The sequence below is a fragment of the Pseudomonas sp. MHK4 genome, from assembly GCF_054600775.1.
In genome coordinates this window covers 185,823-201,845 of the sequence record NZ_BAAIAK010000003.1, presented here as the reverse complement: position 1 = coordinate 201,845, position 16,023 = coordinate 185,823, and the positions used below count along the sequence as shown (strand labels likewise).

The 16,023-nt window shown below is 59.5% G+C and carries 13 protein-coding genes; 8 read left to right on the top strand and 5 right to left on the bottom strand.

Annotated elements, in window-relative coordinates:
* Positions 1–41: 41 nt before the first annotated feature.
* The 3 genes from ACYP2Q_RS09530 to purE form a co-directional block, all read right to left on the bottom strand.
* Positions 42–287, bottom strand: coding sequence for a GlsB/YeaQ/YmgE family stress response membrane protein (locus ACYP2Q_RS09530; RefSeq protein ID WP_459730242.1), 246 nt, complete (start codon positions 285–287; stop codon positions 42–44).
* Between the two features lie 112 nt (positions 288–399).
* Complete coding sequence (locus ACYP2Q_RS09525) at positions 400–1,482, bottom strand: 5-(carboxyamino)imidazole ribonucleotide synthase (protein WP_180202118.1); 1,083 nt, start codon at positions 1,480–1,482, stop codon at positions 400–402.
* A gap of 11 nt (positions 1,483–1,493) precedes the next feature.
* The gene (purE, locus tag ACYP2Q_RS09520) at positions 1,494–1,985 is read right to left on the bottom strand and encodes a 5-(carboxyamino)imidazole ribonucleotide mutase (RefSeq protein WP_459730241.1); all 492 of its coding nucleotides are present in this window, start codon (positions 1,983–1,985) and stop codon (positions 1,494–1,496) included.
* Between the two features lie 374 nt (positions 1,986–2,359).
* On the opposite strand from purE, the gene ACYP2Q_RS09515 reads away from it, so the two are divergent.
* A complete protein-coding gene (locus tag ACYP2Q_RS09515; protein WP_459730240.1) occupies positions 2,360–2,950 on the top strand; it encodes a reprolysin-like metallopeptidase in 591 nt (196 codons plus the stop codon).
* Positions 2,951–2,970: 20 nt separating this feature from the next.
* Here ACYP2Q_RS09515 and ACYP2Q_RS09510 read toward each other — a convergent pair whose 3' ends face one another.
* A complete protein-coding gene (locus tag ACYP2Q_RS09510; protein WP_459730239.1) occupies positions 2,971–3,879 on the bottom strand; it encodes a LysR substrate-binding domain-containing protein in 909 nt (302 codons plus the stop codon).
* Positions 3,880–4,059: 180 nt separating this feature from the next.
* On the opposite strand from ACYP2Q_RS09510, the gene aspA reads away from it, so the two are divergent.
* The 4 genes from aspA (at position 4,060) to ACYP2Q_RS09490 (ending at position 8,974) form a co-directional block, all read left to right on the top strand.
* Positions 4,060–5,484 carry an aspartate ammonia-lyase gene (aspA, locus tag ACYP2Q_RS09505; RefSeq protein ID WP_020797941.1) on the top strand — a complete coding sequence of 475 codons (1,425 nt, stop codon included), beginning with the start codon at positions 4,060–4,062 and terminating at the stop codon, positions 5,482–5,484.
* Positions 5,485–5,954: 470 nt separating this feature from the next.
* Entirely contained in the window at positions 5,955–7,406 is a 1,452-nt protein-coding gene (locus ACYP2Q_RS09500) for an alanine/glycine:cation symporter family protein (protein ID WP_459730238.1), read from the top strand.
* Positions 7,407–7,482: 76 nt separating this feature from the next.
* Complete coding sequence (locus tag ACYP2Q_RS09495; RefSeq protein ID WP_459730237.1) at positions 7,483–8,487, top strand: asparaginase; 1,005 nt, start codon at positions 7,483–7,485, stop codon at positions 8,485–8,487.
* 172 nt (positions 8,488–8,659) lie between these two features.
* On the top strand, positions 8,660–8,974 hold the full coding sequence (locus ACYP2Q_RS09490) for a hypothetical protein (RefSeq protein ID WP_459730236.1): 315 nt from the start codon (positions 8,660–8,662) through the stop codon (positions 8,972–8,974).
* 64 nt (positions 8,975–9,038) lie between these two features.
* Here ACYP2Q_RS09490 and ACYP2Q_RS09485 read toward each other — a convergent pair whose 3' ends face one another.
* The gene (locus tag ACYP2Q_RS09485) at positions 9,039–11,909 is read right to left on the bottom strand and encodes an EAL domain-containing protein (RefSeq protein WP_459730235.1); all 2,871 of its coding nucleotides are present in this window, start codon (positions 11,907–11,909) and stop codon (positions 9,039–9,041) included.
* Positions 11,910–12,166: 257 nt separating this feature from the next.
* Between ACYP2Q_RS09485 and uvrD the strand changes: the two genes are divergently transcribed.
* From uvrD to ACYP2Q_RS09470, 3 genes are all read left to right on the top strand, one after another.
* Complete coding sequence (gene uvrD, locus ACYP2Q_RS09480) at positions 12,167–14,350, top strand: DNA helicase II (RefSeq protein WP_459730234.1); 2,184 nt, start codon at positions 12,167–12,169, stop codon at positions 14,348–14,350.
* A 79-nt stretch (positions 14,351–14,429) separates the two neighbouring features.
* Positions 14,430–14,870: an EamA family transporter gene (locus ACYP2Q_RS09475; protein ID WP_459730233.1), complete on the top strand. Its 441-nt coding sequence runs from the start codon at positions 14,430–14,432 to the stop codon at positions 14,868–14,870.
* A gap of 180 nt (positions 14,871–15,050) precedes the next feature.
* On the top strand, positions 15,051–15,932 hold the full coding sequence (locus tag ACYP2Q_RS09470) for a Tim44 domain-containing protein (RefSeq protein ID WP_459730232.1): 882 nt from the start codon (positions 15,051–15,053) through the stop codon (positions 15,930–15,932).
* Positions 15,933–16,023 lie beyond the last annotated feature (91 nt).

Genomic DNA, 16,023 nt, shown 5'->3' with positions numbered 1-16,023 from the left:
CCCTCCCGACCCGTGCAGCCGAGAGGACTTTGTCGCTTCAATCAGTTCTTTTTGATCATGCCGTAGATCACCAGCAAGATGACGGCGCCCACCAGCGCCCCGAGGAAGCCGGCGCCTTGGCCCGCCTGGTAGAGGCCAAGGGCCTGGCCGCCGTAAGTGGCCGCCAACGAACCGCCGATACCGAGCAGGATGGTCATGATCCAGCCCATGCTGTCATCGCCCGGTTTGAGGAAGCGTGCCAGCAGGCCGACGATCAAGCCGATAAAGATGGTTCCGATGATTCCCATGGCATTTCCCTCTGATTTGGTAGTTATGCCAAAGCCTAGTCAGACTTTGGCATCCTGCCATGAGAGAACGGCGGCTCCTGAATGGTTCCGCCGCTGCCACATGAAACTGTGTTTACTCGGCGATGAGCGCTTCGACCTTGAGGATCTGCGCGGCCAGCGTTTCGCGGTCTGCGCAACGCAGGTTGGCGTGACCGACCTTGCGGCCGACCTTGAACGCCTTGCCGTAGTGGTGCAGATGGCAATCGGCGATGGCCAGGACTTTTTCAGTCTCCGGCACTTTACCGATGAAGTTGAGCATCGCGCTTTCACCGACCTTGGCGGTCGAACCCAGCGGCAGACCGGCGACCGCCCGCAGGTGGTTTTCGAACTGGCTGCACTCGGCGCCTTCGGTGGTCCAGTGCCCGGAGTTGTGCACACGCGGGGCGATTTCGTTGGCTTTCAGGCCGCCGTCGACTTCAAAGAATTCGAACGCCATCACGCCCACGTAATTCAGCTGCTTGAGCACTCGGCTGGAGTAATCTTCGGCCAAGGCTTGCAACGGGTGGTCGGTGCTGGCCACGGACAGCTTGAGGATGCCGCTATCGTGCGTGTTGTGTACCAGCGGATAGAACCGGGTTTCGCCATCGCGAGCACGCACGGCGATCAGCGAGACTTCGCCAGTGAAGGGTACGAAGCCCTCCAGCAGGCAAGCCACGCTACCCAGCTCGGCGAAAGTGCCGACGACATCTTCCGGCGTGCGCAGGACCTTCTGGCCCTTGCCGTCGTAACCCAGGGTGCGGGTTTTCAGCACGGCAGGCAGACCGATGGAAGCCACGGCGGCGTCGAGGTCAGCCTGGGACTGGATGTCGGCAAATGCCGGCGTCGGAATCCCCAGGTCCTTGAACATGCTCTTTTCGAACCAGCGATCACGCGCGATGCGCAGGGCTTCGGCGCTCGGGTAAACCGGCACGAACTGCGACAGGAACGCCACGGTTTCCGCCGGGACGCTCTCGAACTCGAAGGTCACCAGATCGACTTCATCGGCCAGCTGACGCAGGTGATCCTGATCGCCGTAATCGGCCCGCAGGTGTTCGCCCAACGCGGCGGCGCAAGCGTCCGGCGCCGGGTCGAGGAAAGCGAAGTTCATGCCCAGCGGAGTACCCGCCAGCGCCAACATGCGACCCAACTGGCCGCCACCGATTACACCGATCTTCATCGTCAACAACCTCAGGCGATGCGTGGGTCTGGATTTTCCAGGACGCTGTCTGTCTGCTCAGCACGGAAGGTTTTCAGCACCGAGTGGAACTGCGGGTGCTTGGCGCCCAGGATACTCGCCGACAGCAGGGCTGCGTTGATCGCACCGGCCTTGCCGATGGCCAGGGTAGCGACCGGAATGCCGGCTGGCATCTGTACGATCGAGAGCAGCGAATCGACACCCGAGAGCATCGCCGACTGCACCGGCACGCCGAGCACCGGCAGGTGGGTCTTGGCCGCACACATGCCAGGCAAGTGGGCTGCGCCACCGGCACCGGCGATGATCACCTCGATGCCACGCGCCTCGGCTTCTTCAGCGTACTGGAACAGCAGGTCCGGGGTGCGGTGGGCAGAGACCACTTTAACCTCGTAAGGGATGCCGAGCTTTTCCAGCATATCGGCGGTGTGGCTAAGGGTGGACCAATCGGACTTGGAGCCCATGATCACGCCAACCAATGCACTCATCGTCGTGCCTCTTCTCTCTGGGCGCCCGCAGGCGCATCAAAAAACAACAAGCCACGCAAAATGCGTGGCTTGATTGTACGAATTATGGCCGGGCGAACCGGCCGAAGGCCGCGCAGTATACCTCAATGAAGAGGATAAACAGCCCCCGTTGCGACCATCTGTCATGAAAACGCCAGAAGCTGCATTTGTTGACTGAGCAGTCAACCAATTAATACCTGCATGAGCTATTCGATTCAACTAGCAGTAGCGCGTTTTATGATTCATTAACTTAAGTACGTTTTCAGAACATAATATCCTAAAACATCTTCAAGCTCGATAATAAAACAAACAAGAGGTAATTTCCCAAAACAAAAAAACGAACATGGAGTTCAACTATGAAAAAACCCATCTCGATCATGGTCATTATCCACAACGACCTTCAAGATTATTCCCGGGAAAGATTAAACGAGGAATACTTTGCCTGGCTGAAACCTGAGCTCGAAGAAATCTCCGGTCGTCCGGTGTTTATTCAAATGTCCGACAATCAAGATGTTCCTGAACTCACCGATTACAACTATAGGAATGATGATACGACCGCCTCGGTGGCGGGCTGGAAAGAAAGAGTAACAAACCTGCACTCTGTATTGTCGAAACAGGAAAACTTTGATCGGAACCTGATAAAAATACTCTTGTTGACCCGTTACAACATCAGTGAGGTTTTATGGGGGCTGGGTGGAGCAGTAGGCGGCATAGCCTATTCAAAAAGCTATGCCGGTATTTCTGCAATTACTTCTCGCCGTGCCCCTGCACATGAAATAGGACATATGCTGGGGGCCACCCATGAAGACAGTGAAGTAGTCTATGATGGCTGGTGGCACGACTCAATAATGCTAAGCGATGCCGGCTCCCAATACCGGGGTAATAATTACAGATTCAGTGACAAGAACAGGCAAAACATTCGCAACTATCTTAAAAAGTTTCCGTAAAGCGCGGGTATACGGCTATATCAAGCCGAGCCCGCCGCACCACCCTCAAGCTTGCGCCACAGCAACCGCACGTTGGCCTTACGCACCAGCGCACAGCGATACAAACGAATCTCCAACGGCACATGCCATTGCGGGCCACCGCAGACCACCAATTCACCGCGCGCCAATTCGGCGCGCACACTCAGTTGCGGTACCCAGGCAATCCCCAGCCCTTCCAGCGCCATGCTTTTCAAACTATCGGCCATGGCGGTTTCATACACCGTGGTAAAGCGCAACGCGCGTTGGCGCAGCAACCCATTGACCGAACGCCCCAGAAACGCTCCCGCGCTGTAGGCCAGCAACGGCACGCTGGCCTCGCCTTCCAGATCGAACAGGGGCTTGCCCTGCTCATCCGCTGCACAGACCGGGAGCATTTCGGTATGCCCAAGGTGCAAGGAAGGAAAGATCTCAGGGTCCATCTGCATGGCGGCGTCCGGGTCGTAGAACGCCAGCATCAGGTCGCATCCACCTTCACGCAGCGCGTGCACGGCGTCGCCGACGTTGGTCGCTACCAACCGTGTAGCGATGTTCAACCCTTCATTGCGCAGTTGCGCGATCCAGCGCGGAAAGAAACCCAGCGCCAACGAGTGCGCCGCCGCGACTTGCATCACTTCGCCCTGCCCGCCCTCCAGATGATGCAGGTGTCGCAGCACTTCACCGAGCTGCTCGACCACGGTGCGCGCGGTGACCAGGAATAACTGGCCCGCTGCCGTCAGCTCCACCGGCGTGCGTGAGCGGTTGACCAGGGTGAGTCCCAACGCAGCTTCGAGGCTGCGGATTCGGCGGCTGAAAGCCGGTTGAGTCACGAAGCGTCTTTCCGCTGCCTGGGAGAAGCTGCGGGTGGCGGCCAGGGCACTGAAGTCCTCCAGCCATTTACTTTCCAGATTCATCACGTCCTCCCGGACACGCACCAATTTAGGTCACACGCTCGCCGCCTATACGGCGTCACACCGGCATTATGCCGAATATGCATAGGCCAGTGTTTAACAGCATTGGCCCAAATTTCTCCACAAGCCTAGCATTTGCAGTGTTCCGGCACAGACCGGGTTCATATCGAGATGATTTCTATCATGTCCTCCGCTGCATCATTCCGCACAGAAAAAGACCTGCTTGGCGTACTCGAAGTACCGGCTCAAGCGTATTACGGCATCCAGACCCTGCGAGCGGTGAACAACTTCCGTCTCTCCGGCGTTCCGATTTCGCATTACCCGAAGCTGGTCGTCGGCCTGGCCATGGTCAAACAAGCTGCCGCTGACGCCAACCGCGAGCTGGGTCACCTGAGCGAAGCCAAGCACGCCGCCATCAGCGAAGCCTGTGCCCGTCTGATCCGCGGCGATTTCCACGAAGAATTCGTGGTGGACATGATTCAAGGCGGCGCTGGCACTTCGACCAACATGAATGCCAACGAAGTCATCGCCAACATCGCGCTGGAGGCCATGGGTCACCAGAAGGGCGAATACCAGTACCTGCACCCGAACAACGACGTGAATATGGCGCAGTCGACCAACGACGCCTACCCGACGGCGATCCGCCTGGGTCTGCTGTTGGGTCACGACGCGCTGCTGGCCAGCCTCGACAGCCTCATCCAGTCGTTCGCCGCCAAAGGTGAAGAATTCAGCCACGTCCTGAAAATGGGTCGTACCCAGCTGCAAGACGCCGTGCCGATGACCCTCGGCCAGGAATTCCGCGCCTTCGCCACCACCCTGGGCGAAGACCTGGCACGCCTGAAGACGCTGGCACCCGAACTGCTGACCGAAGTGAACCTGGGCGGCACCGCGATCGGCACCGGCATCAACGCCGACCCGCGTTACCAGCACCTGGCCGTTCAGCGCCTGGCCACCATCAGCGGTCACCCGCTGGTACCGGCGGCCGACCTGATCGAAGCCACCTCCGACATGGGCGCCTTCGTGCTGTTCTCCGGCATGCTCAAGCGCACCGCGGTCAAGCTGTCGAAGATTTGCAACGACCTGCGCCTGCTGTCCAGCGGCCCACGCACCGGCATCAACGAAATCAACCTGCCGGCGCGCCAGCCAGGCAGCTCGATCATGCCAGGCAAGGTCAACCCGGTTATCCCGGAAGCCGTGAACCAGGTGGCATTCCAGATCATCGGCAACGACCTGGCCCTGACCATCGCGGCCGAAGGCGGCCAGCTGCAATTGAACGTGATGGAGCCGCTGATCGCCTTCAAGATCTTCGACTCGATCCGCCTGCTGCAACGCGCCATGGACATGCTGCGCGAGCATTGCATCACCGGCATCACCGCCAACGAAGAACGCTGCCGTGAACTGGTCGAGCATTCGATCGGCCTGGTCACCGCGCTGAACCCGTACATCGGCTATGAAAACGCCACCCGCATCGCCCGCATCGCCCTCGAAAGCGGCCGCGGCGTGCTGGAACTGGTGCGCGAAGAAGGTCTGCTCGACGACGCCATGCTCGCCGACATCCTGCGCCCGGAAAACATGATTGCCCCGCGTCTGGTCCCGCTTAAAGCCTGACCGACGTTGTAGTACCGCTCACCAGGTCGAGGGACTAGACACCTCTCACCTTTTGAGGGCTTGGAGATCATTCTCCAGGCCCTTTTTTTTACTCGGAACTTGTGGTGTTTTTGCTGGCCTCTTCGCTGGCAAGCCAGCTCCTACAAGGACAGGGTGAACACCAACCACCTGTAGGAGCTGGCTTGCCAGCGAAGAGGCCCTAAAGTCCCCTGAAAACCCTTTCGCTTCACCGCATGCACCACAACCGTGCAGACGGACGGCACTCTCATCGGTATAGTGCCGCCCCTCTTCGCGTGAGCGGTCGTCGGTAGCGAGATCACAACCCATGCGAAACCCGAACTAATAACAAACCCGCGATATGAAACCGGGACGAACATCGACCCACCTGTTGTGCCGTGCGCCAGCTGGTGTAACGCGATGTTTCTGTCCGGCCAGCATTTGCCTAAACAAAAAACAGCGAGGAATAATCCATGCTCGAAGTCATCAACGACTTCCTCTCAGGGAAAGTACTGATCGTGCTCATTGTCGGGCTCGGTAGCTACTTCACGATCCGCTCGCGTTTCGTTCAATTGCGTCACTTCTTCCACATGTTCGCGGTCTTCGGCGACAGCCTCAAAAGCAGCGCCGGCCAACTCAGTTCCTTCCAGGCGTTGATGCTCAGCCTGGCCGGGCGTGTCGGTGCAGGCAACATCGCCGGCGTCGGCATTGCCGTGACACTGGGCGGCCCCGGCGCCGTGTTCTGGATGTGGGTGACCGCGCTGGTCGGCATGTCGAGCAGCTTCTTCGAATGCTCCCTGGGCCAGCTCTACAAGCGCTGCGACAGCGAAGGCCAGTTCCGTGGCGGCCCTTCCTATTACATCCAGCACGGCCTGCAAAAGCGCTGGCTGGGGATGATCATGGCGTTCCTGCTGCTGATCACCTTCGGCTTCGCCTTCAACGGCCTGCAATCCCATGCCGTGACCCACTCGCTGAACAACGCGTTCGGCCTCGACACCACCTGGACCGGCCTTGGCCTGGCCGTGCTGCTGGGCATGGTGTTCATCGGCGGGATCAAGCGCATCGCCAAGGTCGCTGACCTGCTGGTGCCGGTCAAGACCCTGGTGTACATCGGCGTGACCATCTACGTGATCGTGCTGCAGTTCGATCAGGTGCCTGGCATGCTGATGACCATCGTCAAGAGCGCCTTCGGCCTGGACCAGGCGTTTGGTGGCCTGATCGGCAGCGCCATCATCATGGGGGTCAAGCGCGGCGTGTTCGCCAACGAAGCGGGCCTTGGCAGCGCACCGAACGTGGCCGCGGTGGCCGCGGTCGAGCACCCGGTCGCACAAGGCGTGGTCCAGGCGTTCAGCGTGTTCCTCGACACCTTCGTGATCTGCACCTGCACGGCCTTGCTGATTTTGCTTTCGGGCTTCTACACCCCGGGTTTCGAAGGCGACGGCATTGCCCTGACCCAGAACTCCCTGGCCGCCGTGGTCGGTGACTGGGGCCGGATGTTCATTTCCGTGGCGCTGGCGTTGTTCGTGTTCACCTCGATCCTCTACAACTACTACCTGGGCGAGAGCAACCTGCGCTTCCTGATCGGTGAAAACCGCAAGGCGCTGATGGGCTACCGCGCGCTGGTGCTGGTCCTGATTTTCTGGGGTGCCATCGAAAACCTTGGCACCGTGTTCGCCTTTGCCGACATCACCATGACCCTGCTGGCGTTCGTCAACCTGATCGCGCTGTTTCTGCTGTTCAAGGTCGGCATGCGCATCCTGCGCGACTACGACGACCAGCGCGCGGCCGGGATCAAGACGCCGGTGTTCGACTCGAGCAAGTTCCCCGACCTGGACCTGGATCGCCAGGCCTGGCCAGCCAATCCGCCAGCCGCCATGACCCAAGCTCAAACCGAGCCGCAGGGCGTACCCGCAGCGCAACGCTGATCGGTTAAAGTGCAAAATCCCTTGCAGGAGCGAGCTTGCTCGCTCCTACAGGACGTCATTGTCTCGGAGCACCCCCATGAATTCCTCGACCTACCCTGCCGCCCAGCACGTCATGGTGCTCTACACCGGCGGCACCATTGGCATGCAAGCCAGCGAACACGGCCTGGCGCCGGCATCCGGTTTCCAAGCGCGGATGCGCGATTACCTGCACAGCCAGCCTGATCTGGTGGTACCGCAATGGCGCTTTCGCGAGATGTCGCCGCTGATCGACAGCGCCAACATGACCCCGGCGTATTGGCAGCAATTGCATGAAGCGGTGGTCAACGCCGTGGACGTGCAAGGTTGCGACAGCGTGCTGATCCTGCACGGCACCGACACCCTCGCCTACAGCGCCGCCGCCATGAGTTTTCAGTTGCTCGGCCTGCAGGCCCGCGTGTGCTTTACCGGCTCGATGCTGCCGGCCGGGGTGGCCGACAGCGATGCCTGGGAAAACCTGGGCGGCGCGCTGGTGGCGTTGGGCCAAGGCCTGGCGCCGGGCGTGCACCTGTACTTCCACGGTGAACTGCTGGACCCGACCCGTTGCGCCAAAGTGCGCAGTTTCGGCCGGCATCCGTTCAAACGACTGGAACGCCAGGTTGGTGGCGTGAAGGTTACCTCCCTACCGCAACAGCTGAATTACAACCAGGGCAAGCAATTGGCGAAAGTCGGCGTGCTGCCGTTGTTTCCCGGCATCGGCGCAGAAATACTGGACGGCCTGATCGACAGCGGCATTCGGGGCCTGGTGCTGGAGTGTTATGGCAGCGGAACCGGCCCGAGCGACAATCCGGGCTTTCTCGCCAGTCTGGAACGGGCACGGGACACAGGCGTGGTTGTGGTGGCAGTCACGCAATGCCACGAAGGCGGCGTAGAGCTGGACGTCTATGAGGCGGGTAGCCGTTTGCGGATGGCCGGTGTGCTTTCAGGTGGGGGCATGACCCGTGAAGCGGCATTCGGCAAACTGCATGGCTTGCTAGGTGCAGGACTTGAACCTTCTGAGGTTCGGCGACTTGTCGAACTGGACCTGTGCGGCGAGCTGGCTTGATATATTCACCCCACTAAATTGATGCGCTCAAGTTCTTTTCGAGAACTTGAGCTGCCACTTCGAACATACAACCTTACAAATACACTGCAATTATAACTCCCACAATAAAGTCAAGTTAGATACCTTTGACCAGGCAGGACGCAACTCAACTTGATTACAGGAGTTATATATCATGAGCATTACAACCAAAGACTGGACCGCACAAATCGACCGGATGTCGGGCGCAGCTTCTTTCCGCACCTATGGCACCGTAACGGTAGCCAATAGTGGCATTACACCAAAGTTGGTCTTGAGTGCACGGCAAGACAAGTCCACTGATCTGCGCCTGGACCTGCTACTTGAAAAATCCAGCGACATGTCGATGCAGGTTCTAACAGACAAGTTTGTCGAGTACAAAGAAATGGGCAACTCAAACGTCACCGGCGTCAGCATTTTCCATGAAGGAAAATTACTGCACCGTATCGATGAAGTACTGATTACCCATTAAGCATTTTCCCAAATTGTTGAACTTCCCGCCAGACACGCCAAGTGCCCGGCGGGAATCTTAGTCGTTAACTGTTGCATTGGGCTCGTAGCAACCCCGCCAGAGCCTCGGCCTCAACCGGCCGGCTGATCAGATAGCCCTGCACTTCATCACAGCGCTCAGCCCTCAAAAACTCCAGCTGCTCCAGCCGTTCCACACCTTCAGCCACCACTTTCAATTTCAGGCCGTGCGCCATGGCAATGATCGCCCGGGTGATCGCCGCGTCTTCCGTGCCCTCTCCCAGACCGCGAATGAATGCCTGATCGATCTTCACGTAATCCACCGGGATGCGTTTGAGGTAGCTCAGGGACGAATACCCGGTGCCGAAATCGTCGATTGCCAGCTTCACCCCCAAGTCACGCAGTTGCTGGAAGGTCGCAATAATGTGTTCGACGCTGTCGAGCAACTGGCTTTCGGTGAGTTCCAGCTCCAGGTAATGCGGCGCCAGTCCGGTTTCTTCCAGGACCTGACGAACCAGGCTGACCAACTTGCCCTGGCGCAATTGATGCACCGACAAATTGACCGACACCCGAATCACCTCCAGCCCCTGCCGCTGCCACTCACAGGCTTGCCAGCAGGCCTGGCGCAAGACGAACTCGCCGATCGGGCCGATCAGCCCGGTTTCCTCCGCCAGCCCGATGAAATCCCCCGGCGGTACACGCCCCATGGTCGGGTGGTCCCAGCGCACCAGGGCCTCAGCGGCGTTGAGTCTGCCCGTGGCGAGGCACAGTTTCGGTTGATAAAACACCTTCAGCTGCTTCTCTTCGACCGCCTTACGCAGATGATTTTCCAGCTGCAAGCGCTCAAGGGTGCTGGTTTGCAAGCTGTCGGTGTAGAACTGGAAATTGTTGCCGCCCAAGTGCTTGGCGTGCTGCATGGCCATGTTCGCCTGATTGACCAATGCGGAGATTTCCCGGGCGTTATCCGGCAACAGGCTGATGCCCATGGAGGCACTGACCACCAGCTCATGCCCCTCGACGGTCACCGGCAAACGCAATTTGGCCGACAGGCGCGTGGCCACCCGCGCCAGACTGGAGAGGTTGCCGTAGGCATTGAACAGCACGGCGAATTCATCGCCGGACAAGCGCGCGATGGTGTCTGCCTCAGGTAATGCGTTGACCAGGCGCCGGGCCATTTTCTGCAACAGCTGATCGGCCACTTCGTGACCCAGGCTGTCGTTGAGCTGCTTGAAACGATCCAGATTGATGTGCAGCAATGCCAGGCTGCGATAACCGCCCTGACGCACCCGTTGATGCGCCTCGCCCAGCCGTTCGCGGAACATCGAGCGATTGGCCAGCCCCGTGAGTTCATCGTAGTGGGTCAGGTAGCGCATGCGTTCTTCGGATTCTCGCCGTGCCGAGAGATCCGCGAAGAAGCCGACGATATGGCTGACATTTCCCCGCACATCGCGTACGGCATTCAATTGCAAAAATTGTGGATACATCTCGCCGTTCTTGCGGGTTTCCACCAATTCACCCTGCCAACTGCCGTGTTGCTCCAGAGCTTGATGGATCGCCCCGTAATGCCGGCGCGCGTCGCGACTGCAGGGCAACTCGACCACGTTGCGCCCGAGCATCTCCTCGATTTCATAGCCGGTGACCCGGCTGAAGGCTTGATTGACCGCAAGCAGGGCATAACCCGGATCGAAAATAACGATACCTTCGCTGGCGGCCTCGAACACGGTCGCCGCCAACTGCCGTTGCTCCTCCTGGGCCTTGCTGGCACTGATATCGCGCCGCGTGCCCACCATGCGAATCACTCGACCGTTTTCGGCGCGCTCGACCGCCCGCCCGCGGTCCTCGATCCACACCCAGTGGCCATCGCCATGCCGCACGCGGTACTCGATCTGGTAATCCTCGGTGCGGCCTTTCAAATGCTCGACCAGCGCCCTTTTCAATGCAGGCAGATCGTCGGGGTGCAGGCGCGGCTTGAGGTGGCGCAGGATGGCCGTCACCTGTTCCGGCTCCAGGCCAAACAGTTCCTGGATCTGCGTGTGATGGACTTCGTCGGTTTGCAGGTTCCAGTCCCACAGCCCAAGTTCGCTGGCCTTCAATGCGAGCGCCAGGCGCGCCTCGCTCTTGCTCAGCGCCTGGTTGGCCGCATCCAGCTCCAGGCTGCGCTGGACGACGCGGCTTTCCAGGTCGACCTGGATTTCGCGCAGTTCGTCTTCGGCACGCCGGCGCTGGTCGATTTCCCGGGTCAGCTTCTGATTGAGCTGGTCGCTGCAGTTCTGCACTTGTTGCAGGTGCTCGATCAGCGCCTGATTCTGAAAGCGTCGCAACAGGCCGCGATCGATCAGCCGATTCACTTGCCAGGCAACTACACTCAAAGCGCCCAGCAAAATCAGGCCGAACCAGCCCCAACCGTGGTCCTGCTCGTCCCCACCCCAGAACATATATGCGATGGCCGGCAACAGGCAGGGCAAGGTGAAGGACAGGAACGCAGGCAAACTCACCGCGTAGGCCACGCTGGCCGACAGCGCCGCGGCACCGATCAGGCCGAAGACCCACGCTTGTTGAATGAAGTTATCGGCGGGAACCAGCGCAATACCGGCACCGGCCAGGGTCAGGCCAGTGAGACCTGAGCCCAGTAGAAACATACGTCGCCAGATCGGATGCGCCTGGCGGTTGGGAATCGCCGAATCGAAGGCCGCCACCTGGATCACCCGCAATGCCACCAGCGACAGTAACCACACCAGCCAGACACTGACCAGGAAGTAGCGCTGCGGACTCCAGAGCAAACCGGCGCACACCAGGCCATTGATCAGCATGAACAGCGTGGGCAGCAAGGAACCCTGGTACAACAGACGCGTGCGTTCGACCGCCATTTCCATGGCGTATTGTTTTCGAATAACCCGGGGCTCCACAGTAGGGCCCGACAGGTCGAAGCTGAGGGTCATAGGCAATGTTCTTGTTCTTATAATGATGAGCATGAGCCCGAAACGTCGACGGAGCATACACAACGCAATGCCCGGACCAAACCGCTACCGATCAAAAAACAGACAAAAAATGTCGAACTCCAAAAGTGGCAGAATGCCTTCAGACGAGGCCAGCCAACGCTTGCAGGCGATGACCGACCGGTCGTCCATGGGTAACTTTCATCGGCTAAAGCAAAGCGGGGTTTGCCCGGGGTGACGCGGCCCCCTAGAATGCCCCGATGCGCGATGATCTCTCCCTTCTGCTGAACTCCCTCAACGATGCCCAACGTCAGGCCGTAGCTGCCTCCGTGGGTCGTCAGTTGGTCCTGGCCGGTGCTGGTTCCGGTAAAACCCGAGTGCTGGTGCACCGTATCGCCTGGTTGATCCAGGTCGAAAACGCCTCGCCCCACTCCATCCTGTCGGTGACCTTCACCAACAAGGCTGCTGCCGAGATGCGCCATCGCATCGAGCAGCTGATGGGTATCAACCCGGCCGGCATGTGGGTCGGCACCTTCCACGGCCTGGCGCACCGCTTGCTGCGGGCGCACTGGCAGGAAGCGGGCTTGAGCCAGACTTTCCAGATTCTCGACAGCGACGACCAGCAGCGCCTGGTCAAGCGGGTGATCCGCGAGCTTGGCCTGGACGAACAGCGCTGGCCCGCCCGTCAGGCCCAATGGTTCATCAACGGGCAGAAAGACGAAGGCCTGCGCCCACAACACATTCAAGCCAGCGGCGATCTGTTCCTGGCCACCATGCGCAGCATCTATGAAGCCTACGAGGCTGCCTGCCTGCGCGCCGGTGTGATCGACTTCTCCGAATTACTGCTGCGTGCCCTCGACCTGTGGCGCGATCACCCTGGCCTGCTGGCGCATTATCAAAAGCGCTTCCGGCACATCCTGGTGGACGAGTTCCAGGACACCAACGCCGTGCAGTACGCCTGGTTGCGCCTGCTGGCCAAGGGTGGCGACAGCCTGATGGTGGTCGGCGACGACGACCAGTCGATCTATGGCTGGCGTGGCGCGAAAATCGAGAACATCTACCAATACTCCGAAGATTTCCCGGACGCTGAAACCATTCGTCTGGAACAGAACTACCGCTCCACCGCCGGCATCCTCAAGGCCGCCAACGCCTTGATCGCGAACAACACCGGGCGCCTGGGCAAGGAGTTGTGGACCGATGGTGGCGACGGCGAAGCCATCAACCTGTACGCCGCATTCAACGAACACGATGAAGCTCGTTATGTTGTCGAAACCATCGAAAGTGCGCTGAAAACTGGCTTGGCTCGCAGCGATATCGCGATTCTGTACCGTTCCAACGCCCAATCGCGCGTATTGGAAGAAGCCTTGCTGCGCGAGCGCATTCCATACCGCATCTATGGCGGCCAGCGCTTCTTCGAACGCGCTGAAATCAAGAACGCCATGGCCTACCTGCGCTTGCTCGAAGGCCGTGGCAACGATGCCGCGCTGGAACGGGTGATCAACGTTCCGGCCCGGGGCATCGGCGAGAAAACCGTCGAAGCGATCCGCGACCATGCCCGCCACAGCGATGTGTCGATGTGGGAAGCCATGCGTCAACTGGTGGCCAACAAAGGCGTTACCGGCCGCGCAGCCAGCGCGCTGGGGGCGTTTGTCGAGTTGATCGAGAATCTCGCCGCCAAGTGCATGGAAATGCCGCTGCACCTGATGACCCAGACCGTCATCGAGCAGTCGGGACTGATCGCCTACCACGAAGCGGAAAAAGGCGAGAAAGGCCAGGCCCGGGTGGAGAACCTTGAGGAACTGGTCAGCGCCGCGCGTAACTTCGAAAACAGCGAAGAGGACGAGGACCTGACGCCACTGGCGGCTTTCCTCGGTCACGCCTCGCTGGAAGCTGGCGATACCCAGGCCGACGAACACGAAGACAGTATTCAGCTGATGACCTTGCACAGCGCCAAGGGCCTGGAATTCCCCTACGTGTTCCTGGTGGGCATGGAAGAAGGCCTGTTCCCGCACAAGATGAGCCTGGAAGAGCCCGGCCGTCTTGAGGAGGAGCGTCGCCTGGCCTATGTCGGTATCACGCGGGCCATGCAGAACCTGGTGATGACCTATGCTGAAACCCGACGCCTTTATGGCAGCGAGACCTACAACAAGGTGTCGCGCTTCGTACGTGAAGTTCCGAAAGGCCTGATCCAGGAAGTTCGACTGTCCAACAGCGTCAGCCGACCGTTCGGTGGCAACCAGTCGATGAGTGGCAGCAACCTGTTCAGCGGCAGCGAGATTCCGCAGACCGGCTTCAGCCTGGGCCAGACGGTACGCCACTCGATCTTCGGTGACGGCGTGATCCTCAACTTCGAAGGCGCCGGGGCGGCGGCTCGGGTGCAGGTGAACTTCAGCGAAGGCAGCAAGTGGCTGATGCTGGGGTACGCAAAGCTGGAAGCGATCTAAAGCCTGAAGGCTTCTGTAGGAGTTGCCGAAGGCTGCGATCTTTTGGCTGGCCACGCTGGTCTAAAAAGGATGATCACCCATGGGCTCAGGCTTCTTTTCTTCCTGGACATTCTGGGCCCTGTTATCCGCCGCTTTCGCGGCAATGACCGCCATTTTTGCGAAGATCGGTGTCGAAAACCTCAATCCAGACTTCGCCACGCTGTTACGCACCGTGGTAGTACTGGTCAGCCTGGCCTTGATTTTGTACGCCACGGGCCAATATCAGTCATTAGGATCGATCTCTCCCAGGAGCTACCTTTTCCTCTTGTTGTCAGGCCTGGCTACCGGTGCATCGTGGATCTGTTATTTCCGCGCACTCAAGGTCGGCCCGGTCTCGCTGGTCGCTCCCGTGGACAAACTCAGCGTGGTGCTGGTGGCCGTGCTCGGTGTGGTCCTGCTGGGCGAAAAGCTCGATCTGCGCCAATGGAGTGGCATAGGCCTGATAACGGCGGGAGTCATCCTGCTCGTGCTGCGACGTTAGGCATCCCTTCCTACAGAACTTAACCACTTATCCTACAGACCAAAGTTAACAGGCCCTATTGCGCTGATTGAAGCTGAATGCAACCTGTCAGGCAAAAGCCCGAAACACTCTGCCGCTAGCCAGTAACACTTCAGCTGTGCAACATGGCGCGCGTGCCTTCCACAAATGGGAATTCCCTTTATGAAACGTTTTCTTAGCATCGCCATGGCGTTGTGCATCGGCCTGACGATGAGCCTCGACGCCAATGCCGCCAAGCGCTTTGGTGGTGGCAAAAGCGCAGGCGCTGCGCCGACACATCAAACCAGCCAGATGGCTCCTTCTTCTCCAGGCATGGGCGGCGCAGCAGCGACCGCTGGTGCAGCCGGTGCCGCTGGCGCCGCCGCCAAGGCCGGTGGCGCTTCGCGCTGGCTCGGCCCTCTGGCTGGCATCGCCGCCGGTGGCCTGCTGGCGTCCATGTTCATGGGCGACGGTTTCCAGGGCATGCAGATCTTCGACATCCTGATCATGGCGGTCATCGCGTTCCTGGTCTTCCGGTTCATCGCCGCTCGTCGTCGCAAGCAGCAGGAGCACATGGCTCCGGCAGGCTACGCGCCCCCAATGCAGCGTGAAGCATTCGAGCACAAACCTGCTGGTGGTTCGATCTTCGGCGGTTCGGCTGCCCCGGTTGCCGCTCGTCCGGTCATCAACGCCCCGTCCTGGTTCAATGAAAAGAACTTCATTGAAGCGGCCCGTAACCACTTCCAGTCCCTGCAACAGCACTGGGACGCCAACGAAATGGACAAGATCGCCGAGTTCGTGACCCCACAAATGCTGGAGTTCCTCAAGCGCGAACGTGCTGATCTGGGTGACGGCTTCCAGTCCACCTACATTGATAACCTCAATGTGCAACTGGACGGTGTGGATGACCGTGCCGACAAGACCATCGCCACCCTGACCTTCAGCGGCGTGTCGAAAACCTCGCGTTTCGACCAGGGTGAAGTGTTCAGCGAAAGCTGGAACATGGAACGTCCACAGGGCGAGAACCAGCCTTGGCTGGTGGCCGGTATCCGCCAGAACGGCTGACACCCCTCCGCGCTTCACCTGCTGTAATAAAAACCCCAGCCTCGGCTGGGGTTTTCTATTTCGCGGTTGCATCTATAGCGAGCTACTGTAT

Coding starts and splice junctions, on each gene's coding strand:
- aspA (WP_020797941.1), top strand. CDS start 4,060: ATGTCCTCCGCTGCATCATTCCGCACAGAAAAAGACCTGCTTGGCGTA.
- ACYP2Q_RS09475 (WP_459730233.1), top strand. CDS start 14,430: ATGGGCTCAGGCTTCTTTTCTTCCTGGACATTCTGGGCCCTGTTATCC.
- uvrD (WP_459730234.1), top strand. CDS start 12,167: ATGCGCGATGATCTCTCCCTTCTGCTGAACTCCCTCAACGATGCCCAA.
- ACYP2Q_RS09500 (WP_459730238.1), top strand. CDS start 5,955: ATGCTCGAAGTCATCAACGACTTCCTCTCAGGGAAAGTACTGATCGTG.
- ACYP2Q_RS09490 (WP_459730236.1), top strand. CDS start 8,660: ATGAGCATTACAACCAAAGACTGGACCGCACAAATCGACCGGATGTCG.
- purE (WP_459730241.1), bottom strand. CDS start 1,985: ATGAGTGCATTGGTTGGCGTGATCATGGGCTCCAAGTCCGATTGGTCC.
- ACYP2Q_RS09470 (WP_459730232.1), top strand. CDS start 15,051: ATGAAACGTTTTCTTAGCATCGCCATGGCGTTGTGCATCGGCCTGACG.
- ACYP2Q_RS09485 (WP_459730235.1), bottom strand. CDS start 11,909: ATGACCCTCAGCTTCGACCTGTCGGGCCCTACTGTGGAGCCCCGGGTT.
- ACYP2Q_RS09530 (WP_459730242.1), bottom strand. CDS start 287: ATGGGAATCATCGGAACCATCTTTATCGGCTTGATCGTCGGCCTGCTG.
- ACYP2Q_RS09510 (WP_459730239.1), bottom strand. CDS start 3,879: ATGAATCTGGAAAGTAAATGGCTGGAGGACTTCAGTGCCCTGGCCGCC.
- ACYP2Q_RS09515 (WP_459730240.1), top strand. CDS start 2,360: ATGAAAAAACCCATCTCGATCATGGTCATTATCCACAACGACCTTCAA.
- ACYP2Q_RS09525 (WP_180202118.1), bottom strand. CDS start 1,482: ATGAAGATCGGTGTAATCGGTGGCGGCCAGTTGGGTCGCATGTTGGCG.
- ACYP2Q_RS09495 (WP_459730237.1), top strand. CDS start 7,483: ATGAATTCCTCGACCTACCCTGCCGCCCAGCACGTCATGGTGCTCTAC.